Origin of the sequence: Rhodoferax sp. OV413 (genome assembly GCF_945881795.1) — a bacterium.
GTDB lineage: Bacteria > Pseudomonadota > Gammaproteobacteria > Burkholderiales > Burkholderiaceae_C > Allorhodoferax.
Genome location: NZ_CAMCVG010000028.1, coordinates 1 through 25,155, shown reverse-complemented (window position 1 = coordinate 25,155; position 25,155 = coordinate 1). Strand labels below are relative to the sequence as shown.

21 protein-coding genes are annotated in these 25,155 nt (G+C 63.6%); 15 read left to right on the top strand and 6 right to left on the bottom strand.

Annotation, left to right across the window (positions count from 1 at the left end):
* The 12 genes from Q0O05_RS05455 to Q0O05_RS05400 all read left to right on the top strand — a co-directional run.
* A partial coding sequence (locus Q0O05_RS05455; protein ID WP_293661017.1) for a tyrosine-type recombinase/integrase occupies positions 1-903 on the top strand: 903 nt, incomplete at its 5' end.
* A gap of 509 nt (positions 904-1,412) precedes the next feature.
* Positions 1,413-2,156 carry a PAS domain-containing transcriptional regulator gene (locus Q0O05_RS05450; protein ID WP_293661015.1) on the top strand — a complete coding sequence of 248 codons (744 nt, stop codon included), beginning with the start codon at positions 1,413-1,415 and terminating at the stop codon, positions 2,154-2,156.
* A 274-nt stretch (positions 2,157-2,430) separates the two neighbouring features.
* The gene (locus Q0O05_RS05445) at positions 2,431-3,294 is read left to right on the top strand and encodes a xanthine dehydrogenase family protein subunit M (protein ID WP_293661014.1); all 864 of its coding nucleotides are present in this window, start codon (positions 2,431-2,433) and stop codon (positions 3,292-3,294) included.
* Positions 3,295-3,312: 18 nt separating this feature from the next.
* A complete protein-coding gene (locus tag Q0O05_RS05440) occupies positions 3,313-3,798 on the top strand; it encodes a (2Fe-2S)-binding protein (protein WP_293661012.1) in 486 nt (161 codons plus the stop codon).
* Positions 3,799-3,827: 29 nt separating this feature from the next.
* Complete coding sequence (locus tag Q0O05_RS05435; RefSeq protein WP_293661011.1) at positions 3,828-6,239, top strand: aerobic carbon-monoxide dehydrogenase large subunit; 2,412 nt, start codon at positions 3,828-3,830, stop codon at positions 6,237-6,239.
* Positions 6,240-6,251: 12 nt separating this feature from the next.
* Positions 6,252-6,875: an SRPBCC family protein gene (locus Q0O05_RS05430; protein WP_293661009.1), complete on the top strand. Its 624-nt coding sequence runs from the start codon at positions 6,252-6,254 to the stop codon at positions 6,873-6,875.
* A gap of 2 nt (positions 6,876-6,877) precedes the next feature.
* On the top strand, positions 6,878-7,828 hold the full coding sequence (locus Q0O05_RS05425; protein WP_293661007.1) for a MoxR family ATPase: 951 nt from the start codon (positions 6,878-6,880) through the stop codon (positions 7,826-7,828).
* A complete protein-coding gene (locus Q0O05_RS05420) occupies positions 7,825-9,024 on the top strand; it encodes a VWA domain-containing protein (protein ID WP_293661005.1) in 1,200 nt (399 codons plus the stop codon). The genes Q0O05_RS05425 and Q0O05_RS05420 overlap by 4 nt, the downstream gene beginning before the upstream one ends.
* A gap of 37 nt (positions 9,025-9,061) precedes the next feature.
* Complete coding sequence (locus Q0O05_RS05415) at positions 9,062-10,009, top strand: XdhC family protein (protein ID WP_293661003.1); 948 nt, start codon at positions 9,062-9,064, stop codon at positions 10,007-10,009.
* A gap of 32 nt (positions 10,010-10,041) precedes the next feature.
* Entirely contained in the window at positions 10,042-10,692 is a 651-nt protein-coding gene (locus Q0O05_RS05410) for a nucleotidyltransferase family protein (RefSeq protein WP_293661001.1), read from the top strand.
* 18 nt (positions 10,693-10,710) lie between these two features.
* Positions 10,711-11,409, top strand: a complete 699-nt coding sequence (locus Q0O05_RS05405; RefSeq protein ID WP_293660999.1) for a TIGR02466 family protein — start codon at positions 10,711-10,713, stop codon at positions 11,407-11,409.
* On the top strand, positions 11,396-12,541 hold the full coding sequence (locus Q0O05_RS05400; protein ID WP_293660997.1) for a hypothetical protein: 1,146 nt from the start codon (positions 11,396-11,398) through the stop codon (positions 12,539-12,541). Before Q0O05_RS05405 ends, Q0O05_RS05400 begins: the two co-directional genes overlap by 14 nt.
* Here the strand turns inward: Q0O05_RS05400 and Q0O05_RS05395 are convergent.
* Positions 12,538-14,721: a UvrD-helicase domain-containing protein gene (locus Q0O05_RS05395; RefSeq protein WP_293660996.1), complete on the bottom strand. Its 2,184-nt coding sequence runs from the start codon at positions 14,719-14,721 to the stop codon at positions 12,538-12,540. The genes Q0O05_RS05400 and Q0O05_RS05395 overlap by 4 nt on opposite strands.
* A 100-nt stretch (positions 14,722-14,821) precedes the next feature.
* On the opposite strand from Q0O05_RS05395, the gene Q0O05_RS05390 reads away from it, so the two are divergent.
* Positions 14,822-15,802, top strand: coding sequence for an AEC family transporter (locus tag Q0O05_RS05390; protein WP_293660995.1), 981 nt, complete (start codon positions 14,822-14,824; stop codon positions 15,800-15,802).
* Positions 15,803-15,834: 32 nt separating this feature from the next.
* Positions 15,835-16,200 carry a hypothetical protein gene (locus tag Q0O05_RS05385; protein WP_293660994.1) on the top strand — a complete coding sequence of 122 codons (366 nt, stop codon included), beginning with the start codon at positions 15,835-15,837 and terminating at the stop codon, positions 16,198-16,200.
* A 10-nt stretch (positions 16,201-16,210) separates the two neighbouring features.
* Here Q0O05_RS05385 and Q0O05_RS05380 read toward each other — a convergent pair whose 3' ends face one another.
* From Q0O05_RS05380 to Q0O05_RS05360, 5 genes are all read right to left on the bottom strand, one after another.
* Complete coding sequence (locus tag Q0O05_RS05380; protein WP_293660992.1) at positions 16,211-17,470, bottom strand: type II toxin-antitoxin system HipA family toxin; 1,260 nt, start codon at positions 17,468-17,470, stop codon at positions 16,211-16,213.
* The gene (locus tag Q0O05_RS05375) at positions 17,467-17,934 is read right to left on the bottom strand and encodes an XRE family transcriptional regulator (protein ID WP_293660990.1); all 468 of its coding nucleotides are present in this window, start codon (positions 17,932-17,934) and stop codon (positions 17,467-17,469) included. Before Q0O05_RS05375 ends, Q0O05_RS05380 begins: the two co-directional genes overlap by 4 nt.
* A 238-nt stretch (positions 17,935-18,172) precedes the next feature.
* Positions 18,173-20,311 (bottom strand): primosomal protein N', encoded by a 2,139-nt coding sequence (priA, locus tag Q0O05_RS05370; RefSeq protein ID WP_293660989.1) that lies wholly within the window; start codon positions 20,309-20,311, stop codon positions 18,173-18,175.
* 374 nt (positions 20,312-20,685) lie between these two features.
* Positions 20,686-21,894, bottom strand: coding sequence for a uroporphyrinogen decarboxylase (hemE, locus tag Q0O05_RS05365; RefSeq protein WP_293660987.1), 1,209 nt, complete (start codon positions 21,892-21,894; stop codon positions 20,686-20,688).
* Positions 21,895-21,911: 17 nt separating this feature from the next.
* Positions 21,912-24,224 (bottom strand): thioredoxin family protein, encoded by a 2,313-nt coding sequence (locus Q0O05_RS05360; protein ID WP_293660985.1) that lies wholly within the window; start codon positions 24,222-24,224, stop codon positions 21,912-21,914.
* 157 nt (positions 24,225-24,381) lie between these two features.
* On the opposite strand from Q0O05_RS05360, the gene Q0O05_RS05355 reads away from it, so the two are divergent.
* Positions 24,382-25,020 carry a hypothetical protein gene (locus tag Q0O05_RS05355; protein ID WP_293660983.1) on the top strand — a complete coding sequence of 213 codons (639 nt, stop codon included), beginning with the start codon at positions 24,382-24,384 and terminating at the stop codon, positions 25,018-25,020.
* Positions 25,021-25,155: the final 135 nt, after the last annotated feature.

The following is a 25,155-nucleotide window of genomic DNA, read 5'->3' as shown; positions in this document are numbered from 1 at the left end:
TACCGAGATGCGCTGTCATTGTTCCTTGGCTTCGCCAGCAACAAGCTGGGTAAGGCGCCGACGGCGATGCAGCTTGCTGACATCCGACCCGAGCTGATCCTGGCGTTCCTCGACCATCTGGAGCAAGACCGCAAGAACACGGTTCGCAGTCGAAATCTGAGGCTCACGGCGCTGCGCGCATTCTTGAAGTTCGCTGCTCGGCGTGATGTCACTGCGTTGCACGACATCGAGCGGGCGTTGGCGGTTCCGATGAAGCGCTTTGAGCGGCCGATGCTGGGCTTCCTGACACGGCCAGAGATGTTGGCGGTACTGGGCCAACCGGGCGGGGACTGGTCCTCGCAGCGAGACCATCTGCTACTGGCCATGCTCTACAACACCGGAGCGCGAGTCTCCGAGATGATCGGCGTGCGCGTGGTCGATGTCATTCTTGAGGGGGGCGCATGCGTGCATCTGCACGGCAAGGGGCGCAAGTTGCGGTCTATCCCCCTGTGGAAGTCCACCGTGGTGGAGATCCGCGCCTGGCTAAGGCTGAATCCGGTGTTGCGTGGCGAGGCTGCCTTGCTGCCCAACCGAGACTGCCAAGCCATGTCCAGATCGAACGTCACGCAGCGCCTGAGTCTCGCGGTGACTCGTGCCCAGGCGGAGCAGCCCAGCCTCGTCAATAAGCGCGTCTCGCCTCACACGCTCAGGCACACGAGCGCCATGCACCTGCTGCAGTCGGGTGTACCGTTCAACGTTATCGCCCTGTGGCTCGGACACGAAAGCACGACAACGACCCACCGGTATGTCGAGGCCGACCTGGCGATGAAGGAGAAGGCGCTCGCTCGGCTGGAGGAGCCCAATACAAAGATGGGCCGGTACAAGGCGCCAGACTCACTTCTGCGATTCTTGCAAACGCTGTAACTATGCGCAGTCTTCATCGGCCCTATTGGCTCATCACCATAAGGGCAGGCGTGGGCAATGTCGGTGCACCTGAGCATAGTTGCGAACTGTGCATAGGGGTCGAAATCAGCCAAGACCGTCCGATGTGACAGGTCCTCTGGTGCCAAAAAATTACAAATTATCCGAATCCATCGATGTACACCTAGCGTCATCGAATACAATCTTCATGTGTCTGGCTGAAGGGCCAGATGGAGTTTTAAGTTAACGGTTTGGGGTGTTGTCTGCAGTAACTATTGCAGTAACTTTTCGGGGAATCCCCTGAAATGCCCAGCAAAAGCGCGAATGTGATTCCGCCCCAGGCCACCAAAAATTTCAAAGCCCTGCCCCGTCAGGGCTTTTTTGTGTCCGGTGCAATGCCGGCGCTAGTGGCAACGCTCATTGAGCCTGCGGTATGCTGTTAGCCGCGTACACCATTTCCCAGCCAACGCAGGCACAGTGCGGGTGCAAAGATGAAGTCAGGAGACACAACGATGGACGCCAAAGCTGCGCCGGGCCCCAGCCTTTATTCAATTGAAAAGTTCGAAGCAGGCGTGATTCATTTGGATGCTCAGCGTAACGTCCTGGCAATGAACGACTACGCGCGGCGAGTCCTTCCCGTGGACGACAAGCAGCCCTTTGGCAAGCTGGTTACGTCTTTTCATCCCGAGCGATCCAAGCCCAAGGTCAGCTTCTTGCTCGATGAAGCGTCCGGCTGCCCAATGGCGAACGCGGTTCCGATGACCATGATCATCAACATTCCTGAACAGGTGCTGTTGATAAAGGTGAGCCGCCTCGGCGACGCGGAGGGGAAAACCACCGGCTTCGTGCTCGTGTTTTATGACGTAACGCATGCGGTAGGGCAGTCGCAAATAGCTACCGAGGTCGCACCGCCCAAAATGCGCTTGTCCCGTATTCCGATGGTTGCCAACCAGAAAGTATCGTTTGTGGACACCGGCGACGTGCTGTCACTGGAGTCGCAGGCTCACTACACCCGGGTGCTCACTCGCGAAGGTTTTCACTTCTGCAATTTAAGCATCGGCGACTTGGAGTCCCGGCTGGACCCGGCCCAGTTCATGCGAGTGCACCGCTGCTTCATCATCAATCTCGCGGCCGTTCAGGAATTGGGGCGCGATGGCACGAAGACCCATGTTCTCCTCAAGGGCCGCCAAGCTCCGCCGGTGCCGGTCTCGCGCAGCATGGTGGTGCGTTTGCGCGAAGCGTTGGGCGTTCATTGAAGTCGGGCAGCGGGCGAAAATTGATTAATTCGGTGAGATGAATGCGCTCAGAGCAAGCAGCCAAGGGTAAACACTAGGTCGGGAAAGCCTAAGTACTTTCCCTGATTGAGGAGTCGCGCGAAGCATGAGCAAAGCGCTTCGTGCAGGGAAAATTACGCTTCGTGCCGAAAAGTGACGCACGAGTCACAAAATGAACGAAGACCACACGTTTCACTAAGAATCCCACTCCTCGAATAATGGGCTTCGCTTTTCCACAAGACCCAAGGAGACTTTAATGATTCCACCGCGTTTCGAGTACCACGCGCCCAAAACTGTCGGCGAGGCGGTTGCCCTCCTCGGCAAACTGGGGAGCGACGCCAAGCTATTGGCTGGCGGCCACAGCCTGCTTCCGATGATGAAGCTGCGGTTTGCTCAGCCCGAGCACCTTATCGACATCAACCGCATCCCCGAACTCAAAGGCATCCGTGAAGAGGGCAACACAGTCGTCATCGGCGCGATGACGGTCGAAAACGATCTGATCGACTCGACCATCCTGCAGGCCAAGGTGCCCTTACTGTGCGAAGCGGCCAAGTTGATTGCCGACCCCCAAGTCCGCAACCGCGGCACCATCGGCGGAGATATCGCCCACGGTGACCCAGGTAACGACCACCCCGCCTTGTCCATCGCGATTGACGCGTCTTTTGTGCTCGAAGGCCCCAACGGCCGCCGCACCGTGGCTGCTGACGGTTTCTTCCTGGGCACTTACATGACCCAGCTGGAAGAAAACGAAGTGATGTGCGAGATCCGCGTCCCGGCTTTCGTGGAGGGCACCGGCTCTGCCTACGAAAAGCTCAAGCGCAAAACGGGTGACTGGGCGACTGCCGGCTGCGCCGTCGTGCTTCGCCGCAATGGCGATCAAGTAAGCCATGTGCGTATCGCCTTGACCAACGTTGCACCCACCGCCTTGCGCGCCGAAGCCGCCGAAGCGGCTCTGCTCAACAAGCCCTTCAATGCCGCCAACGTGCAAGCCGCCGCCGCGGCTGCCATCGCGATTTGCGATCCGGCAGAAGACCTGCGCGGAGACGCCGAATACAAGACCGCCATGGCTGGCGAAATGGTCAAGCGTGCCTTGAACAAAGCCTGGTCCCGTTGCAAGTAAACCGAAGGAATAAGCACCATGTCTAAACAACTCGTCTCCCTGTCTGTCAACGGCAAAAAAGAAGAAAAAGCCGTTGAGCCACGTACCCTGCTGATTCACTTTCTGCGCGAAGAGTTGAACCTCACCGGCGCACACATCGGCTGCGAAACCAGTCACTGTGGCGCTTGCACGGTCGATATCGACGGCCGTTCGGTCAAGGCCTGCACGCACCTCACTGTGCAATGCGAAGGCTCTGAAGTCCTGACCGTAGAAGGTCTGGCAAACAAAGGCGTCTTGCACGCCGTGCAGGAAGGTTTTTACAAAGAGCACGGCCTGCAATGCGGCTTCTGCACACCCGGCATGCTGATGCGCGCCTACCGCTTCCTGCAGGAAAACCCAAGCCCGACCGAAGAAGAAATTCGCCACGGCATGAGCGGCAATCTCTGCCGATGCACCGGTTACCAGAACATCGTCAAAGCTGTTCAGTACGCCGCGAAGAAATTGCAAGAGCCTGTAGCGGCTTGAAGCGCAACACACATTGATCGGAGACACATATGAACGCACCGGTACAAACCGCTGAAGCCCGCGAACTCGCGCTGGCTGGCATGGGCGCCTCGCGCCTGCGCAAAGAAGACGCCCGATTCATCCAAGGCAAGGGCAACTACGTCGACGACATCAAAATGCCCGGCATGTTGCACATGGACATCGTGCGCAGCCCTATCGCCCACGGCCGCATTGTCAAAATCAACAAAGAAGCTGCGCTGGCCATCCCCGGCGTGCATGCCGTCCTGACAGCAGACGACCTCAAGCCTCTGAAGCTGCACTGGATGCCCACGCTGGCAGGCGACGTTGCAGCTGTGCTGGCCGACCAGAAGGTGCACTTCCAGATGCAGGAAGTGGCAATCGTCATCGCCGACGACCGCTACATTGCAGCCGACGCGGTAGAAGCAGTGGAAGTGGAGTACGAAGAACTGCCCGTGGTGCTGGACCCCTATGCCGCACTGCAGCCCGATGCCCCTGTCATCCGTGACGACCTGGCCGGCAAGACCGAAGGCGCTCATGGCAAGCGCGATCACCACAACCACATCTTCACCTGGGATGCCGGCGACAAAGCCGCCGCTGATGCAGCCTTTGCGAACGCCGCGGTCACCGTGTCCCAGCACATGTACTACCCACGCGTGCACCCCTGCCCGCTGGAAACCTGTGGTTGCGTGGCGTCGTTTGATCCGGTCCGTGGCGACCTGACCACCTTCATTACTTCCCAGGCGCCCCACGTGGTGCGCACCGTGGTGTCCTTGCTGTCGGGCATTCCAGAGTCCAAAGTGCGCATCGTCAGCCCCGATATCGGTGGCGGCTTCGGCAACAAGGTCGGCGTGTACCCCGGTTATGTGTGTGCCATCGTGGCCTCTATCGTGCTGGGTCGTCCGGTCAAGTGGGTGGAAGACCGCATCGAAAACATTTCCTCCACAGCCTTTGCCCGCGACTACCACATGGACGGCGAGCTCGCCGCCACAGCCGACGGCAAGATCACTGGCCTGCGAGTGAACGTGGTGGCTGACCATGGCGCGTTCGACGCCTGTGCCGACCCGACAAAGTTCCCCGCCGGCATGTTCCACATCGTGTCCGGAAGCTACGACATTCCAGCAGCGCATGCCAGCGTCAAGGGTGTCTACACCAACAAGGCTCCCGGTGGCGTGGCATATCGCTGCTCCTTTCGCGTGACTGAAGCGGTGTACCTGATTGAGCGCATGGTCGACGTGCTGGCGCAAAAGCTTGGCATGGACAAGGCCGAAATCCGCGCCAAGAACTTCATTAAGAAGGAACAGTTCCCCTACACCAGCGCATTCGGTTTCGAATACGACTCCGGCGACTACCAAACCGCGTTGGACAAGGTGCTCGAGGCGGTGGACTACAAAGGCCTGCGTGCCGAACAAGCCGCTAAGCGCGCCGACCCCAATAGCCCCACCTTGATGGGAATTGGCTTGGTGACTTTCACCGAAGTTGTAGGCGCCGGCCCCTCCAAGATGTGTGACATTCTGGGCGTTGGCATGTTTGACTCCTGCGAAATCCGTATCCACCCCACCGGTAGCGCGATTGCCCGTATGGGAACGATCACGCAAGGCCAAGGGCACCAGACCACCTACGCGCAGATCATCGCGACCGAACTGGGTATCCCGTCGGAAGTAATTCAAGTAGAAGAAGGTGATACGTCGACAGCGCCCTACGGCCTGGGTACCTACGGCTCACGCTCTACGCCCGTGGCCGGTGCTGCCATTGCTTTGGCCGCCCGCAAAATCCACGCTAAGGCCCGCAAGATTGCCGCTCACATGCTCGAAGTCAACGAAAACGACCTCGACTGGGAAGTGGACCGCTTCAAGGTCAAGGGCGATGACAGCAAGTTCAAGACCATGGCAGAAGTGGCATGGCAGGCCTACCACCTGCCGCCCGCCGGTCTGGAGCCGGGCCTGGAGGCTGTGCATTACTACGATCCGCCGAACTTCACCTTCCCCTTCGGTATTTACCTGTGCGTGGTCGACATTGACCGTGCCACCGGAGAGACCAAGATCCGCCGCTTCTACGCGCTGGACGACTGCGGCACCCGGATCAACCCGATGATCATCGACGGCCAGATTCACGGTGGTCTGACTGAAGGTTTTGCCGTGGCGATGGGTCAGCAAATGCCCTACGACGCACAGGGCAACCTGCTGGGCAACACACTCATGGACTACTTCCTGCCCACCGCAGTGGAAACCCCTCACTGGGAAACCGATCACACCGTGACCCCCTCACCCCATCACCCGCTGGGTGCCAAGGGCGTGGCCGAGTCTCCTCACGTGGGCTCCATTCCCACCTTCACCTCTGCTGTGGTTGATGCCTTCTCGCATTTGGGCGTCACCCACCTCGACATGCCGCATAACGCCTTCCGCACCTGGAAGGCCCTGCGTGCCAACGGCGCCGCTTTGTAATTTAGGAGATGTATGGAAGTCAAGCTCGACAAAAACTACCCCCTTGACGTGGACGCAGCCCGCGCTTGGGCCCTGCTGACCGACTTGAAGGCTGTGGCGGGCTGTATGCCCGGCGCGGAAATCACCGAGCAACTCTCGGAGACGTCTTACAAAGGCGGTGTCAAGGTCAAGGTGGGTCCGGCGGTGGCGCAGTTTGGCGGCACGGTGGATGTCATCGAGTCGGTGGTGGCCGAGCGCAAGATGGTCCTGCGCGGCAAGGGCGCAGACAAGGGTGGCTCATCCGCGTCGATGGATCTCACGGCCATCATCTCGGCGGACCCGGCCAACCCGGCTCACTGCTTCCTGAATGGTCAGGCGGCAGTTATCGTGAACGGTAAGTTTGCACAGTTCGGCGGCCGCATGATGGTGCAGGTGTCGGACATGCTGCTCGCGCAGTTCGTAGAAAACTTCCGTCAGACCGCGCAGACCTTGCCGGCAGTCGGTGGTGCGGCGCCCGCGGGTGCTGCAGCATCCGGCGCGTCACCGACATCTGCAACTCCAGTTGCTCCTGTGGTAGCCCGTGAAATCAACGGCTTGGCCATCTTCTGGGCTTTGGTCAAGAGCTGGATTGGCGGTCTGTTCGGCAAGCGGGTGTGAGGATGTCTGAGTCGGAGAGTCCCGCCGCTGATGCGCGTTTGCTGCGCCAGCGTTTGCATCTGGCGGGCTATCTGGCCGACGACGAAATCGCCACCACCGTGTGGTTGGCGGAGGCTTTACAGCGTCCCTTGTTGCTTGAGGGCGACGCGGGTGTGGGTAAAACCGCACTCGCGCTCGCGCTGGCCCGATCACAAAACGCGACGCTGGTACGGCTGCAGTGCTTCGAGGGGCTGGATCTTGCGCAGGCCGCTTACGAGTGGAATTACGGTCGTCAGCTGATGGCTATCCGTCTGAGCGAAGCCAGCCCCGATGGGCGCAAGGCCGTCGCCGAATCCGACGTTTTCAGCCGGGAGTACCTGCTCGAGCGCCCGCTGCTGCGCGCCATCAGCCAGACCGGGCCTTGCGTGCTGCTGATCGACGAAATTGACCGCGCAGATGAGGCCTTTGAAGCCTATCTGCTGGAGGTCTTGGCCGACTACCAGATTACCGTGCCCGAAATCGGCACACTGCGGGCCAGCCACATTCCGCAAGTCATCCTGACCAGCAACGGCACGCGCGAGCTGTCAGACGCCCTGCGCCGCCGCTGTCTCTACCATTACCTTGACTATCCGACCCTTGCTCGCGAAATCGCCATCGTCAAGGCGGTCCTGCCGCAGGCCGACAGCCGGCTGGTCGAAGAGGCGGTGCAGTTCGTGCAGAGCCTGCGGCGTGAAGACCTCATCAAGATTCCCGGTATTGCCGAGACACTGGACTGGGTGAGCGCCTTGTTCAAGCTGCAGCACAACATGCTTCCCGAAGACATGTCCGCCGTGCTGGGCACGCTGGGCTGCCTTCTCAAAACCCGCGAAGACCGTTTTGCGATGGGACCCGATCGTCTGCGTCAGTTGGTGGAGGGCCGCAAAGCGGTCGGCGTGGCGGAGAAGGGCGCAGCACAGGCCCAGGTGGCGGTATGAATTCCGCCTCTGCCGCTCCGGCCGCCAGAGGCACCGCGCCCAGCGAGCGGCTGGCCGGTTTTGCATCCTTGTTGCGCGAACATGGCCTGACGGTCGGTGTGGCCGAGCAACAGGCCATGCTGTTTGCGGCACTGAAATTTGGCCCCTGCCAGGAGCGCCCGCTCAACGCGGCATGGCGCGCCATTGCGTGCCACACCCACCGCGAGTGGAAGCTGTGGCCTGATATTTACGAACGCTATTGGCACCCCGAAAAACTCCGCGGCGGTGTTAAGGTGAGCGGCCAGACGCGACCCAGCCGCAACCTGCGACAGACTGTGCAGGCCATGCGCGACCACATGGACGCGGAACAACCCGCCAGCTTGCCCGGAGCGCAGCAGGCTTCTCCTCAGGCCGCAGCCGACATGCCGGCCATTGGCCAAGACGAACAAGACGCCGGCAGCCCCCGCGCCCAGGGCGGTGCCAGCAGAACCGACCCCCTGCACCAACGCGATGGGCAGATGTGGATGCCGCAGGACCTGAGCAATCTGCGGTCCGCAGCCAGGCAGATTACCGCGCGCCTCTTGCCACGCGCCACCCGACGCTGGCGCAGTGCCGTGCGCGGGCGCCGGTTGGATTTGCGACAGACGCTGCGCCATAGCGTGTGTTGGGGCGGCGAGTTGTTGCAACCGGTCTGGAAGGTTCGTCGTGAAGAGCCGCCGCGCCTGTTCATTCTGGCCGACGTGAGCCGCTCTATGGAGTCTCACGCAGCGCTATTCTTGCGGGTGGCGCGCGCCTTCGCGCTCGAGGCCGATGCGCGCGTGTTTGTGTTCCATACCCGGCTGGCCGAAATCACGCCGCTCATGCACCGCGACACTCCGGTCATTCAAGAGAAAGTGAATGCCGTGACCGCAGGTTTTGGCGGCGGTACACGCATTGGCGCGAGCGTGCAGGACTTCTGCCGCAAGCACGCCCGGGCGCAACTCAACCGCGGCGCGCGGGTGTGGATTTTTTCCGATGGCTTTGACACCGATGCCCCGGAGCTGCTCCAATCAGCGCTGGGCGAAGTGCGCGCTCGCGGCGCACGCGTGACCTGGTTTCATCCCACCCGCACGGTGCCGGCCGCAGCGGCCTTGCAGCGCGCAAAATCGGTGATCGAGCGCTTTGTGCCACTGGCCAGCCTGGCCGACTTGCTGGCAGCGCGCGCGGTACTGCATTAATCAATACAAAAAATCACAACAACAAAAGGACCTTGCCATGAACCGCCACGAATGGATTACCCAAGCCGCGCGCCTGCAAGCCGCCGACAAGGCGTTTGCCTTGGTCACGGTGCTGCGCGCGCTGGCCCCCGCCTCGGCCAAACCCGGCGACAAGGCAGTAGTCACGGCAGACGGCCAGATTCATGGCTGGATCGGCGGCGGTTGCGCGCAGCCGGCGGTCACCAAGACGGTGCGTCGCGCCCTGCTGGACGGACAGCCCCGCACCATCCGTATTTCGCCCTCAGATGAAAGCGAAGAGCGCGCCTTGGGCGACGTGCTGGAGTTCGGCATGGCCTGCCACTCGGGCGGAACGCTGGAATTGTTTGTGGACCCGGTGATGCCGCCGGCCGCGCTGGTGGTGGTGGGCGACTCTCCGGTGGCGCGCGCGCTGGTAAGCCTGGCGCCCCGGGTGGGCCTGCGGGTGGCGGTGGTAGCGCATGGCGCGGTGGCCGCCGACTTTGCAGATGCCGCCAGCCTGATGGAAACCGACGATGCGCAGGCAGTGAGCGCGCAGCTCTCAGGTATGGCCTTCGTGGTGGTAGCTACCCAAGGGCGGCGCGACTTGCAGGGCCTCAAGGCTGCACTGGCGTTGCAGCCCCAAGGGTTGTGGTTTGTGGCCAGCGCCAAGAAAGCGGCCGTGCTGCGCGGCGGATTGGTTGCCAGTGGCGAAGACCCCGAAGCCGTGGCCCGCATTGTGGCTCCGGCGGGAGAGTTCATCGGCGCGCAAACGCCCGAGGAGATTGCCCTGTCGGTGCTGACCTCGGTGGTGGCGGCGCGGCGCGGGCGCGCGCCTCTGCCCGTTGCACCGGCATTGAGCCCGGCAGCGTCGCCGAGCGCTGAGCCCGAACCGGCGCCAGCGCTCAGTTCGGCGTCTGAGCCCCGCGTGCCTGCCAAGGCCGGCGGAAGTTGTTGTGGCGGCGGCGGCGGGTCCGCCAGGGGAGCGTAAATATGGGTTGTCTTTTAAAAGGTGGAGGCGGTTTGTACAACCGCGTCACAGTGGGTGCGGTGTTGCTGGCCGCAGGCTCGGCGAGCCGCATGGGCGGGCGGCCCAAGTGCATGCTGGAGCTCGGCGGCGTGCCGCTCATCCGACGGCAATTGATTGCCTTGTCGGGTGCGGGTGTGGACGAGGTGGTGGTGGTCTTGGGCCACTATGCCGAGCGAATTGAATCGGCGGTGAAAGAGTTCCCGGTCACGATGGTGCGCAACCCCGACCCCGACGCGGGACAGGTTTCCTCACTTCGTCTGGGCCTCAAGGCCCTGTCGCCCAAGCTCGATGCGGTGCTGGTGGCCTTGGCCGACCAGCCGCTGATCAATTCGCAGGACATTAATGATCTGATCGGCGCCTTCAAAAAACGTCCTGAGGGCGCCCTGGTGGTGCAGCCTTCGGTGAACGGTCTACCGGGCAACCCCGTCATGTTCAGCACCGAAGTTCGCGAGGACATTCTGGCGGGCGATGCGGTACTGGGATGCCGCCAGTGGCAGGCCGCGCACCCAGCGCAGGTCTACCACTGGGAGAGCAGCAACACCCGCTACCGGGTGGATGTGGACACGCCGGAAGATATCGAGGCCCTGGCCGCGCGCACCGGGCATCAGCTCCGCTGGCCGGCCGATCTGGTGCTGGTATCCTGAGTCACAAGGGCTTCTGCTGTGCTCGCGCCCGATCCCTTGCATCCGCTGTGGCACACGCCGATCGGCGTGCATCGCTTTGCCGAGGCGCAAGAGGTCAATGCGGTGCTGGTGCGGGTTTTCAGCGCGATGCGTGCCGCCGACCAGGCGAAGGCTGGCGGGTCACAATCTTTTTATGCCAGCGCAGATGACCTGCTCAATCGCATCCGCCTTGGCGAATGGGATCAGCTGGTGCGCTTCCTGGTGGATAGCGTGCGGCAGACGGTGGTGCTTGCGAACCAGGGCGCCTGGCACGAGGAGCGGCCGGGTTTTCAGATGGCTTTGCGAGGCATCTGGTTTCAAATGTCCCACGCCGGTAGCCACCACGATGTGCACACCCATGGCAACTGCTCGTGGTCGGGCGTGTATTGCGTGCAGGTAGACCCGCCGGAGCAACGCACCGCCCACCCGGTGCTGGGTGCGGCCAATGGCGTGACACGGTTTTATGGGCCCCACTTCAACCGTCTGGGTGGTGCCGCCATGGATTTTGGTAACGCTTACCTCCAGAACGCACATGTGGATATGGCGCCTGTGCCGGGGCAACTCGTCGTCTTTCCCAGTTGGCTGCCGCATCAGGCTATGCCCTATCACGGCGATGCGCAGCGGGTGATTGTGTCTTTCAATATGAGCGTGCATGCCGCCCAGGGCAGCGACCAGCTCCACCGCTATGCACCGGTCTGACCGTTACCCCCCCATTAGCAAAACCTCAGACAGCGCGGTCTGGCTTTTGCACGCCGGCGATGTGGCGCAATGGATGGTGCAGCTGCTGGGCTGGCTCTGGCTGGGGCAGCAGGGCATGTTGCGGGGCTGGGCGGTCGCCGGAGGCGTGTTGGCGGTGGCGGTGTGGTGGGCGATGCGTGTGGCGTGCCGGGGGCACAACTGGGCGCTGCGGGGGAGCAGCGGGCGCGTCGCGTTGCTTGGCTTCACCACGGCAGCGGCCGTGTTCGCATGGGAAATTTCACCTGTGGCGGGGCTGGGCGGATGGCCCGGGCTGGTGGTGTTGGGTGCATTGGCCGTGGTGTGGGGACTGTGGTGTGCGCTGATAGAGACGCGCACCAAGGGCAGCAGCCTGCAAACCGGCCGCTCGGCCTGGCAGCCGCTGTTGGCGGCGGGCCTGTTGGGCGCAGTCTGGGCATTGCCCGAAGGAAGTGCCGGCCTGGCTCTGGGCCTGTGCGCTGCATTGCTTTACCTGCGGGACCGTGAGCCGGCGCTGCGGGCCCATGTTTGCAAGAGTGAGCAGGGCGAGTGGCCGCAGCTTCTGGCGCCTTCGGCCATGGGTCTGATGATGGGCACCATGTGGCTGGGCGGCGACTGGTGCCTGGGCGCTGGTTGGACGCAGGCCCAAATGGTCGCGGCGCACGTGGCCCTTATGGCAGGTGGGCCTGCAGTGCTGGCGCTCTTGGTGGAGCGGTTGCCGGTTTTGAGCGGCGTAGAGCGGCCCTCGCAGGCGGCGCATGACCACTGGTGTCTGGGCTTGACGGCCGCGGCGTCCGCGCTGTGGCTGGTTGGCGGCACGGTGCACGGCGCTCTGGCCATGGGCTTGTCGTCCCTGGCCTGGGCCATGCATTGCAGCCGGCCGCGCAGTGTCCCGGCAAAGCGGTCATCAGCCCGCCCGGCGCGCATGGTGCAGGTGCGCCGCCTGGCACTCTTGCTCGGACCGGTGCTTCTGTTGTGGGTGGGGCTTGCCAGCGCGCAGCTCGGACCGCTGGCCTTGCAACTGGCGCTCGTCCTTCTGGGTTCTCTGGCAGCGCTGTTGTTGCTGGTCTCAGGCGTACAGGCGGCCAAAGCCTACCTGCAGCACCAAACCATTTAAAGCCCCGCGCGTGGGGAAGCGAGCGGTTTTGCAGAGGCTTCCGCAGCCGCCTGAGCCTTGGCGGCGAATTCGGCGCGCAGGGCGCGTAGTTTCTCGCGGGGGTCTTCCTTGCTGGTGGCCTGGTCCAGGCCCATTTCCTCAATAAAGCGGCTGGGCTGTGCCGCCACCATCTCGCGGCCTTTCTTGCGGCGCCGTGTCCAGCTCACAGCCAGACTGCGCTGGGCTCGGGTGATGCCCACATACATCAGGCGCCGCTCCTCCTGCAGGCGCTGGGCCATGTCTTCATTGGCGGACTCATGCTCTTTGCTGGAGCCGCCCAGCGAGTCGGCGCCTTCGCTCATCTTGAAGGGCAGCATGCCCTCGGTCACGCCCACCAGCATCACATGCGGCCACTCCAGCCCCTTGGAGGCGTGCAGGGTCGAGAGCGTCACCACATTCTGGTCTTTCTCTCGCTCGCTGATGGTCGAGAGCAGGGCAATGGTTTGTGAAACCTCGAGCAGGTTCTTCACCTCGCGGGTGCTCACGCCCGCAGCATCGTCAATCTGTCCGCCGCAGCGCTGGGCCATCCAATCGCAAAACTCGAGCACGTTGTTCCATTTGGCGGCTGCGACCGACTCGCTGTCTTCGCCGTCGTAGAGATGCTTTTCGTAGGCAATGTCTTTGAGCCAATCCATGATGAAAACTGTGGCCGCCTCAGCGCCTTCGGTGTGGCGGGCTCGGAACTCAAGGTCGTTGATATAGCGCCCGAACTCGTGCAGGCTGCCCAGCGCCTTGGCGCTCATCACGCTGGCCAATGACGATGAAAACAGTGCCTCAAACAGGCTGACCTTGTACTGGGTAGCGAATTTCCCGAGGCTGCCCAGCGTGGTGTGACCGATGCCGCGCTTGGGCGTGGTGACGGCGCGCAGGAAGGCGGGGTCGTCGTCGTTGTTGCTCCACAGGCGGAACCAGGCACAGAGGTCGCGGATTTCGGCCCGGTCAAAAAAGCTCTGACCGCCGGAGACCTTGTAGGGAATCCCGGCTTTGCGCAGCGCCTTCTCGAACGGCTTGGCCTGGTGGTTGGCGCGGTAGAGCACGACGAAGTCGCGGAATTCTTTGTGCTGCTTGCCCTGGGCGTCTACGGTGCCGTTGGCGCGCAGGCTCTGGATGCGGGCCACGGCCCGCTCGGCTTCGTGTTCTTCGTTGTCGGCGTCCACGATGCGCACCGGCTCTCCCTCCCCCAGCTCGCTGAACAGGCTCTTGGGAAATAGCTTGGGGTTGGGGCCGATCACGTTGTTGGCAGCCCGCAGGATGGCGGAGGTGGAGCGGTAGTTCTGCTCGAGCTTGATGACCTTGAGCGCCGGGAAGTCCACCGGCAGCTTCTTCAGGTTGTCCAGCGTGGCGCCGCGCCAGCCGTAGATGGACTGGTCGTCATCGCCCACGGCGGTGAAGCGGGCCGTTTCGCCGACCAGAAGTTTGAGCACTTCGTACTGCGTGGCGTTGGTGTCCTGGTACTCGTCCACCAGCACATGGCCCAGCAAGCGCTGCCAGCGTTCCCGCACCTCGGGGTGGTCGCGCAGCAACTTGAGCGGCAGGGTGATGAGGTCGTCAAAGTCCACGCTCTGGTAGGCAACCAGACGCTCCTCGTAGCGGCCCATAACGGTGGCGATGATGCGTTCGTTGTCATCCGCCGCCTGCGCCAAGGCCTCTGCGCTGCTCAGGCCAGCGCCCTTCCAGGCGCTGATGGTCCACTGCCACTGGCGCGCGGTGGCACTGTCCACCGTGCCGCCTGCGTCTTTCAGTATGCCGGTCACATCGTCAGTGTCGAGGATGCTGAACTGCGGCTTGAGGCCCAGCACACCGCCGTCTTCCCGCAGCATGCGCACGCCCAAAGCGTGGAAGGTGCAAATCAGCACCTCTTTGGCAGCGCGGCCGATCAGCCCCCGGGCGCGCTCGCGCATTTCGGCGGCGGCCTTGTTGGTAAATGTGATGGCGGCAATACGCTGGGCCGGCATGCCCATCTGGATCAGGCGGGCGATTTTGTGGGTAATCACCCGGGTCTTGCCGGAGCCCGCGCCGGCGACAACGAGGCACGGGCCGTGCAGGTAATTGACCGCCTCTTGCTGAGCGGCATTCATGCCGTGGTCGGCGGAGGGTGAAGACACGGGGAGGGAGGGGGCAGGAAGCGAAGAACGGGCCATCTTAACGGCTCGCGCTTGTGAGCCGATGCCGCCCGCGCCTACTGCGCTGCCCGGGAAGGGCTGGGCTGGGCAGGGCAAGTGTTTCCTCGACAATGCCCGCATGCTGCAGATCTTGAATGTCACCTTTCCGTTTTTTGCCTTGGTGCTGTGCGGCTATCTGGCCGCCCGCCGCGCAATACTTCCGTTGGCTGCTATCCCCGGGCTCAACAGCTTCGTGCTGTATTTCGCGGTGCCCTGCATGCTGTTTCGCTTTGGTTCGAGCACGCCCATTGAGCAACTGCTCGATATCAACCTGGCCCTGACCTACCTGCTGTGCGCTTTGGTGCTGGTGGCTTTTGTGATTGCGGTGACCCTGCGCGGGCGCGTCGGTTGGAACGATGCGGCGTTGGGCGCTCTGGTGGCGGCGTTTCCCAACACCGGGTTCATGGGCGTGCCACTGCTGGTGGCGCTTTTGGGCAGCGCGGCCGCGGGGCCGGCCATTGTCACCATCGCGGTGGATCTGGTGATCACCAGCTCGCTGTGCGTCGCGCTCTCCAGGCTGGGCAGCGAAACAGCTCAGGGTGGTCACGGTGCTCTGGTGGCGGCCAAACACGCGCTCAAGGGAGCTGCCGCGAACCCCATGCCGTGGGCGATTGTGCTGGGCGGCTTGTTCTCGGGCTTCCAGCTGGAGCTGCCTGGCTTGCTGATGGGCACGGTGACCCTGCTGGCGAATGCCGCTTCGCCGGTGGCGCTGTTCACGATTGGCGCCGTGCTGGCGCGCTCGCAAATGCAGGCTGCTAACGACAGCTCCCACGCCGTGCCCTGGCGGACTTATGTGCCGGTGGCACTGGTCAAGCTGTTCCTGCACCCTTTGCTGGTGCTGCTCGTGGGCGTGTCGGCGGTGAACCTGGGCGTGGAGATCGACAAGTTCTCGCTGACCGTGGTGGTGCTGGTGGCGGCGCTGCCGAGCGCCAGCAATGTGTCGATTCTGGCCGAGCGCTTCGGGGCGGACAACGGCCGCATCGCCCGCATTATTTTGATTTCTACCGCCGCTGCGTTCTTCACCTTTTCCGGGGCGGTGGCTTTGCTGGTGGGTGGCTAAGCGCTGAGCGGGCTCCGCTGCACAATGTGCGTATGGAATTTTTGATGAATCTGGTGGGCTTTGTTTTCCGTCTCGCGCTGCGGCTGCTCCTGCTGGGCATGGCCCTGGCCTTCGCCTTGGGGCTGTTGCTGGTGGGGCTGGCAAGCCTGGTGTGGGTGCTGCTCAAGGCCCTTGTCACCGGTCGCAAACCGGCCTTTATCGTCACCCTGCAGCGTTTTCAGCAAGCCCGTCACCAGTTCCGGCGCGGTGGATGGAGCACGACAGGCCGCCCGGGTGCGAATTCCGGCGGGGTTGATGTGGTGGATGTCGTCGATGTGGAGGCCATGCCGGTCGACGCGACAGACGCCTCGGCCTCGGATATCAAAGCCCTGGCACCGCCGGACAGGCGTCAGCCTTAGGTTTTTGGACTCAGCAGTATTCGCGCCGTTGCAGGCGCAACGAGTCACGGTCTATGGCCGCCTCCAGCCGCGCCATGTCTGCATCGCACACCCCTTGGGCCCCGAAATGTTGTGCCCAGCCGTCTACCGCGCGGGCTATGTTGTGGACCAGCACCACCGCCCGTGCGCGCGTCAGACCAAACTCGCGGATATCGCTCAGCGCGTTATCTAAGGTGGATTGCGCGCCCAGCCGCCCGACCGCCATGGATTGGTAGCCCAGATTCTGCAATGTGGGCAGCACATCAAACGCGGGGGCAAGCGCGTAGTAGCCGTCCAGCTCCAGGCGCAGGCAGTGGTTGCGCTCATGGTCGTCGGTGTTATCCAACAGGATGTTGAACACCATGCGCTGGAACAGCTCTTCGCGCATGGCTTGCTGCCGATCGGGGTGGCCCAGGCGCAGCAACACGGACGCCAGCGCGCCATAGCTCTCGGTCAGGCCTGCGGCAGCCAGCGCAGTTTTGGCCGAGATGCAATGCAGGCGAAAGGCCCCCACCCGGTCAAAGCGCGCCACGCTCAGTGCATGCCGCACCCGGCTGCCGACAGAAGGGAGTGGCAGAGGGCGGGTCTGCGCCACCCGAATGCCCGCGCCGGCGGCGAGTGAGAGGCTGGCGTGCTCAATCAGCGGGCTGTCCACCGGGTCGTCGAGTTCGCTGAACTTCAGGAGGCAGGGCCCTGATCCGGTTTGCAAGAGCCCTTTGGGTTGCGCGCCCCCCAGCGTCACACCGGGCTGAACCAAACGCTGCATGGCTGGCGTCACTGGTGCCTGGCGTTGCACATCTTCCAGCGCTTGCGCCAGTTGTCCCAAATCGCTGAGTTGCGGATAGGGCCCCAGGCGCCGCGGCAGGTAATGCGACGCCGATACCGAGATACCCAATGCGCCAAAGCGATCGTCACCCGCAAAGAGCAGCATCTCCAGAATCGACAGGCGGGCAGGCCGGTCAATATGGCGGATAACCCGCTCGCCCCAGCGGTCAGGACGCGCATCGTCGAGAGCGCCCGGCGCGGTATTGCGCTGGCCGGCACTAAAGACCTGGCCGGCAATCAAAGGCAAGTCTTCGCTGAGCGGAAAATTCCACCACCCCGGCGCATAGCGGAAGGTGGCGCAGTCGCTCACCAATGCCGAGAGGTTCAATTCGCCCACCAGCGCAGGCCGTTGGGGGTCGACCAGCGCCCAGACGTAGAGCGTGTCTTGCGGCTGGTAGTTGCGTGGATCCAGAGCGTCGTGGTTCATGGCGCTGCGAGCTGTGCGCCGGCCATAAGTGCCGCCAAGCCGGCAGCAATTTGCGTGTTGTTGGGGGCGTGTGCCGCAAAGGCCGGAACGGACGCGACGCCTGCGGGTGCTGCGTTGAAAGCGGGGGTGGCTGGCTTGGGGGCGCGGGCGCGCTTGCCCACGGCGCGCGCCTTCATGACCTCGCGTTCCAGTGCTGATGTGTCGGCTTGCGGCGCAATCAACCCGGCCAGGCCTGCCGCCGGGTTGATGAGCCACATGCACATCACATACGACGCCATGGCCACTGACGGGTCGCCTTTTTCAATACGGGCCATGGTCGGCTGCGACACCCCCAGCTTACGCGCCCACTGCGCCTGCGACTCGCCGCGTCGCTTGCGGGCGGTCACGATGTGCTGCGCCAGTTGCGCAATCTGCGCAGTGACGGCTTGCGGGTAGTCTGCGGCGGCAGTTTTTTTAGACGGCATTCATAAATGTTATCATCGATTTGAATTTATGTAAATCTATGAATTTTCTATAGTTCATAAGGCTTGGTTTTTGAGGTGCAGTGCAGTGCAGTGCAGTGCGGTTCGGGCGGTAATCGAAGTGGCGGTGACGTGGGGCCGAGACATGGGTGTGGGATTTAGCAAGCCGCAAACCTTTTTTTGCTATCAATTCAATAGCTGCTCGCGCAATACCCACCTGCCCAAAAGCCGTATTCCGGCCCTAAATCGCCTGCGGATCCACATCAATCGCCCAGCGGATCAGGCCCTTGCAGTCGGGCTGGCTGCGGGTGGCTTGCAGCACGCTTTGCCAGGCGCTCAGGAACTGCTGCAGCGTGGCCCGGGACGAGCACTCGATCAGCATCTGGGCTCGCTCGATGTTGGCCACCCGCTGGATGGCCATGGGAACTGCGGGGTAGAGGAAGACCTGCTGCAGCGTGTCCGCCCAGCCGTCCCATGCGGCCATGTCGGCCTGGGCAAAGGCGCGGGCGGCATTCAGAAAGGCCTGGGCGGCCTCCTGGGTGCGGGCTTCGGCGCGCACCAGCGCCTGCGCGCTGAAGGGCGGCATGTTGGCCTGTTCGCGCTCTTTGAGCTGCTGGGCGGCGAAGGCGGGGTAGTCGTGCTTCTTGAGAGCGGCATACAGGCCGTGCTCGGGCTGGAAGGTTTGAAGCCACACCTCGCTCTGCGCACCCAGCGCGGCGTCGCGCCCCGCGCGGCCGGCGGCCTGCATCAAGAGGCTGAACAGCCGCTCCGGCGCACGAAAGTCGCTGCTGAACAAGGCGCCGTCTGGGTTTACCGCTGCCACCAGCGTGATACGCCGGAAATCGTGGCCCTTGGCAATCATCTGGGTGCCCACCAGCACATCCACGTCGCCGGCATGTACCGCGTCGAGCTGCTCTTCGAGCTGGCCCTTGAGTTTGGTGCTGTCGGCGTCGATGCGGGCAATGCGCACCGGCTCGCCGTCCGGGTTCTCGGGTGTGACGGAGCCATGGCGCCGGACGTCCACCAGCAGTTCGGCCAGGTGTTCTTCGAGTTGCTCGGTGCCGCGGCCGAAGGGGGAGATGTCCACATTGCCGCAGTCGGGGCAGGCGCGCGGCACCCGCTCGGTGAAGCCGCAGTGGTGGCAGCGCAGGGTGCGGTCGATTTTGTGAAACACCCGGAAGGTGCTGCAGTGCGGGCACTGGCTCTTCCAGCCGCAGTCTTCGCAGGTAAGCACCGGGGCATAACCGCGCCGGTTCAAAAACACCATGCACTGCTCGCCGCGCGCCACCCGCTCGGTGATGGCGGCAATCAGGGGCGTGGAGAAGATGGCCCGGCGGGGCTGGTGGTTCATGTCCACCCGCCGCACGAGCGGCAATCGGGAAGACTCGCCCACCCGGCTGGGCATGTGCAGGCGCAGGTAGCGGCCGCCTTCTGCGGCCGGGCGGCTGTGGTGCCAGCTCTCGAGCGATGGCGTGGCCGAGCCGAGGATGACCTTGGCGCCATCCAACTTTCCGCGATAGACCGCCAGATCGCGGGCTGAGTAGCGGGCGCCTTCGCTGCTTTTGTAGCTGGGGTCGTGTTCTTCGTCCACCACGATGAGCCGCAGTTTGGGCAGTGACGCAAACACCGCCATGCGCGTGCCCAGTACGATGCGCGCCCCGCCGCTGTGCGCGGCCAGCCAGCTCTTGAGCCGCTGGGGGTTGGTCATGCCGCTGTGCAGGCTGACCACAGCCTGCTCGCCGTAGAGCGGCACAAAACGGGCCTTGAAGCGCGCCTCGAGCTGCGGGGTGAGGTTGATTTCAGGCACCATGACCAGCGCCTGCGCGTCGGGGTCGGCCGCGAGCAGCTGCTGCACGCCATGCAGATAGACCTCGGTTTTGCCGCTGCCGGTGGCGCCGAACAGCAAAAACGGCCCGGCCTGCGCCTCAATTTGCGCAATGGCGGCCGTTTGTTCGGGAGTGAGGGCGGGAGGGGCCTGCGCTGCGGCGGCCGCATCGGCGTCCGGCTTTTTGCGCTGCAGGCGGCGGGCCATTTGCGCGGGGCTCAGCTCCCGCAGCTGCGGCGGCAGCGCGGCCAGGGCCACCTCGCCGGCGGAGCGCTGGTAATAGGCGGCCGCAAAGCTGAGCAGCTGCTGCCAGGCTGGGCTGAGCGGGGCAATGCCCTCCAGCACGCCGGCAATATCGCGCACCCGGGCGGGGTCGAATTCGCCAGTGGCCTCCCCGCTTGCCGCCTCCCACACCACGCCCAGCGTCTCCCGCTGGCCCAGCGGCACCCGCACCAGGGTGCCGGCCGGAAGGGCGTGTTCGCTGCGGTAGGTCAGCACCGGGCCCAGGGCAGCATGGGCCGGCGTGTTCACCAGCACCGGTAACCAGTGGCTCATACGAATCGGCCCGGGCTGCGTGTCGCTCTCAGATTGCGGAATGGCACTTGGGGCATTGTGTTGAGGTGAACTTCTGAATTCGGCGCTAAGTCCTTGATTTTTATCGGCTTTAGGCTTCATTCAGGATTTCTGTGGATAACTTTGTTGATATCTGCCTCAGCCGCCCGCCAGAGCCCTATAAATCAAGGCTTTCGCTAGGCTGCCCAGAAATCAGGCAATAATCAAAACCTATATGAATCAATCACTTAGCGGTGCTATTTCTTTTGTAGCGGAGCATGGCCCTTAGGTGCCCGGGTTTACCCTCGCTCCTTGGTTTGTGTGTATAAGTTTCTTTCGAAAGTGTCAAATTGCACAAAAACGTGCTAAGCCAGTCCTCAGCCGCGCATCGATCTGGAGAGCCGGTGTACCGCCTCCACCAGCGCCGCCACATGCTCCGGCGGGGTGTACTGGCTGATGCCGTGGCCCAGATTGAAGATGTGTGTGGGGCCGACTCCGCTGCCCCGATAGGGGGTGCCGAAGCTCTGCAGCACCTTGGCCACTTCGGTTTCAATAGCAGCCGGTGGCGCAAACAGCACGTTCGGGTCGATATTGCCTTGCAGCGCCTTGCCGGCGGTGTTCTCGGTGCCGCCCACCAGCGCGCGGGCCTGGGCGAGGTTCACCGTCCAGTCCAGTCCTAGTACGTCGCAGTCCAGCGCCTGCATGTCGGACAACCACTGGCCGCCGCCCTTGGTGAAGACAATGCGGGGCACCACCTGGCCGTCGGCGCCCAGGCGTTTGAGTCTGGCCAGCACCCTGGCGGTGTAGGCAAGGCTGAACTCCTGAAATGCGCCGTCGGCCAGCACACCGCCCCAGCTGTCAAACACCATGACCGCTTGCGCTCCGGCGTCGATCTGGGCGTTCAGGTAGGCAGCCACTGAATCGGCGTTGATGGCCAGCATGCGGTGCATCAGGTCGGGGCGGCTGTACATCAGGGTCTTGACCAGCCGGTAATCGTCGCTGCCCTTGCCTTCGACCATGTAGCACGCCAGCGTCCAGGGGCTGCCGCTGAAGCCGATGAGCGGCACGCGGCCCTTTCCGTCCTGCCGGAGCGCGCGGCGGATGCTGGAAACCGCATCAAACACGTACTGCAGCTTGGCCATGTCGGGCACTTCCAGCCTGGCCACATCGGCCTCGCTGCGCACCGGGTGGGCAAAACGGGGGCCTTCGCCCTGCGCGAACGACAGGCCCAGCCCCATGGCGTCGGGCACGGTCAAGATGTCGCTGAACAAGATTGCAGCGTCCAGCGGGTAGCGCTCCAGCGGCTGCAGGGTGACTTCGGTGGCGTAGTCGGTGTTGGTCGCCAGCCCCATGAAGCTGCCGGCTTTGCTGCGGGTGGCCATGTATTCCGGCAAATAGCGGCCGGCCTGGCGCATCAGCCACAGCGGCGTGTAGGGCGTGGACTGCCGCATGCAGGCTTGCAAAAACGTGGGGTTGTGCAAGCCGTCAAAGCGGGTGGCCGCGCCAGGGCCTGAAGACCCGGATGGCTCGAGGGGTGCGGAAACGGGGGCGGGGACGGAGGTCGATGCGGAGGTTGAGTCGGTCATGGACCGATTGTCGCAGTTCAGCCGGCGGCGCCCAACGCGGCCAGCACCTCGCCGGGGGTGAGAATTTCACTCAGCACCCGTGGTGCTTGGCCCGGCAGATACAGCACATACACCGGCACGCCGCTGCGCCCGAGCGCCTGCAGGGCCTGGGTGATGGCGGGGTCGCGGCGCGTCCAGTCGGCGCGCAGCAGGGTTACGCGCCGGGCGGCAAACGCAGCCTCTACCGCGGCGTTGCTGAGGGTGGTTTGCTTGTTGACCTGGCAGGTGATGCACCAGGCGGCAGTGAAATCCACAAAAACCGGCCGGCCTTGCTGGACACCGGCATGCACCGCAGCCGGCGACCAGGGGCTCCAAATCGCGCCGTGGGCTGGGGTGCTGGCAGGGCCGGTGGAAAGGGCTGAGGCGACCTGTGCGCCAGTCGCGCCTTCATTTTTAAGGACAAATTGCCATGTCGCGCCCGCCGATATTGCGCAAGCAGCTATCGAAATGATAGTAAAAATAAGCCTCGACCGCCCCGCCTGGCGCAGCGCCCACAGCACCAGGCACAGGCTCCAGATCAGCAGCAGCAGGCTGGCCGCGCCGTCCACCCCGCTCAAGTGGCCCAGCACCCAGACCAGCCAGACCACGGTCGCCGCCATCGGAAATGCGAGAAAGTGCTTGGTGGTCTCCATCCATTCGCCCGGGCGTGGCAGCGCGCGGCCTACCGCGGGCGACAGACTGGCCAGCAAGTAGGGCAGGGCCAGGCCCAGCCCCAGCGCGGCAAATAGCACCAGCGACTGCAGGCCCGGCAGCGTGATGGCGTAGCCCAGCGATGCGCCCATGAAGGGCGCGGTGCAGGGCGAGGCCACCGCCACCGCCAGCACACCCGACAAAAACGCCTCCGCCACCGGATGGCGCAGCTGCAGCCCTGCGAGCCGGTCAGGCAGCAGCGTGCCGATGTGCAGCCAGCCCGCCAGATTGAGCGACAGCCCGGTAAACAACAGCGCCAGCGTCGCAATCACCGCCGGCGACTGAAGCTGAAAGCCCCAGCCCAGCTGCTCGCCCCCCGCGCGCAGGGCCAGCAGCAGGCCGCCGAGCGCCAGAAACGACAGCACCACACCCAGCGTGTAGGCCAGGCCTTGCGCCCGCCGGCTGGCGGCACTGCCGCGGTGGCTGGCAAATGCCAGCACCTTGATAGCCAGCACCGGAAACACGCAGGGCATGAGGTTCAAAATCAAGCCGCCCACGAGCGCCCCCAGCACCATCAGCAGCCAGCCGCCTGATGGGCCCTGGGCGTTTGTAGCCAACGCGTCGCGCTGATTCTGGTCGAGCGCAGCCTGCAGCGCGGGCGGCACGCCCACCGCCGACGCCACGTCCGGCCAGACCCCGCTCACCGGCGAATCGCCCCGCAGGCTGCCAGCCGCCGCGTCCTTCCCCGCGCTGAGCACCCAAGACAGGGTGGCCGGTGCGCCGCTGCGCTGGGCTGAGTAAGGAATCAGCGCCTGCCAGCTGCTGCCGCTCCAGCCCTGCTGGCCGGGCTTCAATGCGCCGGAGTGCAGAGCATCGGTGGTGGCGGGCAGGGCGGGTGTGTCCAGGAGGGCGGTGGTCTCGGGCAGGGCCTGCAGCGCCTGGCCGGCCCAGGCTGCGGGAAGGCCGCTGGCCTGAATCAGCAGCCCATCGGCCTGTGCGCGGGCCTGCAAAGTGCCATTGAATGCCGCGGGCGCTGCAGAGAGTGCTGCCGCGAATTGCCCGGCATGCAGCGCGCTGGCCCCCCGAAGCGGCACGCGCAGGCTGAACTGTCCCTCCTGCGGAATGCATTCCTCGCGGCACACCAGCCAGCTGGCCGCCAGCTTGACGTCGATGGCCGAATCCAGCCCGGCGGGCTTGAAGCCCGCATCCACCATTACCGGAACCGGCAACATCACGTCACCCTCGTAACCCAGGTTGGCCAGCGTGCCGATGGCAATCTTGCGCGGCACAGGCCAGGCCACCTCGCCCGCCTGCAGGCCGTCCGGCAGCGTCCACAGCAGCTGGGTGGGCAGGCCGGAGTCGCCCGGGTTCTTCCAATAGGTGTGCCAGTGCGGCTGGTGCTGCAGCCGAAGACCCAGCCAGAGTGTCTTACCCGGCGCCACGCCGTCGGGCGCGTTCACCAGCAACTCCGCCCGCACCTGCGGTGTGGTGACCACCGCACCGGACCCGGATCCGGGCCCTTGCAATGCACCGCCCGGTAGGATGATTTGCGGCAACAATTGGCCAAAAGCGCCCGTGGATATTGCGCAGGAAGCTATCAAACTAAGAGCGGCGAGCTTGCGACGCGTACGTTCGCAAGAATCAATAGTTGTGACGTGCATCGGGGTGGTGTTGTGTCTTGGAGGCCGGCAAAGTCGACGTAATTGCGCCATGGCGGCATTGTCATGTTCGGCAGGGTGTCATCGTTTATAACCCAGCGCAGCTTTTGCTTGCCACGGTTCTCACGGCTTTACCCACCCAACCCTAGGAGATTTCGTTATGAAAAAACAAATGACCTTCGCCTACGTATTGGCGGCACTTTGCGCGGCGCCTCTGCTGGCGCAGGCCGGCGATAACGGCACTGTCTATACCCAAATTGGTACCAATGGCATTGGCTTGGGATATGCCAAATCGGTGGCTGCCGACTGGGCTGTTCGCGGGCAGCTCAATGCATTGCCTAAAACGACCTTTACCGGCGACGTGGGCGATTTCGGAAGCGCTTCGCAACTGACGGCGGAGGTAACTTGGAACTCTGTTCAATTGCTGGGCGACTGGTACCCGTTTGAGGGTGGTTTCCGCACATCCGCAGGCCTGGTCTTCAACAACAACAAAATCACTGTGAACGGCACGGGTACCGTCAACAATGTGGCCAATCAGACGGTCAATGCCGAAATCAAAATGAGCGATTCGGTCGCGCCTTACCTGGGTATTGGCTACTCCACTCGCCCCGCCGCCGCCAAAGGTTTGGGCTTTAACTTTGACCTTGGCGCCATGTTCCAGAACCCTAAGTCCACCCTGACCGTATCCGGTGGTGCGACCCAGGCCGACATCAACGCCCAAAACGCAAAGATTCAAGACGCAATTGACAAGCTCAAGGTGATGCCCGTGATTGCCATTGGCGTGAGCTACTCCTTCTAAGGCCCCCCGTCCCTTCGGCGGGGCACACTTGCGCGCCGCCGGCTGGGTAAGATGCTGCCATGCAGATTCCCCCCGCGCCAAACCGCCATTCTTCCCTGCCAAAGTCCCGCTTCTGGGCGGACTGGACCAGCGCGC

Coding starts and splice junctions, on each gene's coding strand:
- Q0O05_RS05400 (WP_293660997.1), top strand. CDS start 11,396: ATGCACCGGTCTGACCGTTACCCCCCCATTAGCAAAACCTCAGACAGC.
- Q0O05_RS05395 (WP_293660996.1), bottom strand. CDS start 14,721: ATGGCCCGTTCTTCGCTTCCTGCCCCCTCCCTCCCCGTGTCTTCACCC.
- Q0O05_RS05430 (WP_293661009.1), top strand. CDS start 6,252: ATGGAAGTCAAGCTCGACAAAAACTACCCCCTTGACGTGGACGCAGCC.
- Q0O05_RS05435 (WP_293661011.1), top strand. CDS start 3,828: ATGAACGCACCGGTACAAACCGCTGAAGCCCGCGAACTCGCGCTGGCT.
- Q0O05_RS05360 (WP_293660985.1), bottom strand. CDS start 24,224: ATGCACGTCACAACTATTGATTCTTGCGAACGTACGCGTCGCAAGCTC.
- Q0O05_RS05415 (WP_293661003.1), top strand. CDS start 9,062: ATGAACCGCCACGAATGGATTACCCAAGCCGCGCGCCTGCAAGCCGCC.
- Q0O05_RS05375 (WP_293660990.1), bottom strand. CDS start 17,934: ATGCCGTCTAAAAAAACTGCCGCCGCAGACTACCCGCAAGCCGTCACT.
- hemE (WP_293660987.1), bottom strand. CDS start 21,894: ATGACCGACTCAACCTCCGCATCGACCTCCGTCCCCGCCCCCGTTTCC.
- Q0O05_RS05445 (WP_293661014.1), top strand. CDS start 2,431: ATGATTCCACCGCGTTTCGAGTACCACGCGCCCAAAACTGTCGGCGAG.
- Q0O05_RS05450 (WP_293661015.1), top strand. CDS start 1,413: ATGGACGCCAAAGCTGCGCCGGGCCCCAGCCTTTATTCAATTGAAAAG.
- Q0O05_RS05390 (WP_293660995.1), top strand. CDS start 14,822: ATGCTGCAGATCTTGAATGTCACCTTTCCGTTTTTTGCCTTGGTGCTG.
- Q0O05_RS05440 (WP_293661012.1), top strand. CDS start 3,313: ATGTCTAAACAACTCGTCTCCCTGTCTGTCAACGGCAAAAAAGAAGAA.
- Q0O05_RS05385 (WP_293660994.1), top strand. CDS start 15,835: ATGGAATTTTTGATGAATCTGGTGGGCTTTGTTTTCCGTCTCGCGCTG.
- Q0O05_RS05420 (WP_293661005.1), top strand. CDS start 7,825: ATGAATTCCGCCTCTGCCGCTCCGGCCGCCAGAGGCACCGCGCCCAGC.
- Q0O05_RS05355 (WP_293660983.1), top strand. CDS start 24,382: ATGAAAAAACAAATGACCTTCGCCTACGTATTGGCGGCACTTTGCGCG.
- Q0O05_RS05425 (WP_293661007.1), top strand. CDS start 6,878: ATGTCTGAGTCGGAGAGTCCCGCCGCTGATGCGCGTTTGCTGCGCCAG.
- priA (WP_293660989.1), bottom strand. CDS start 20,311: ATGAGCCACTGGTTACCGGTGCTGGTGAACACGCCGGCCCATGCTGCC.
- Q0O05_RS05380 (WP_293660992.1), bottom strand. CDS start 17,470: ATGAACCACGACGCTCTGGATCCACGCAACTACCAGCCGCAAGACACG.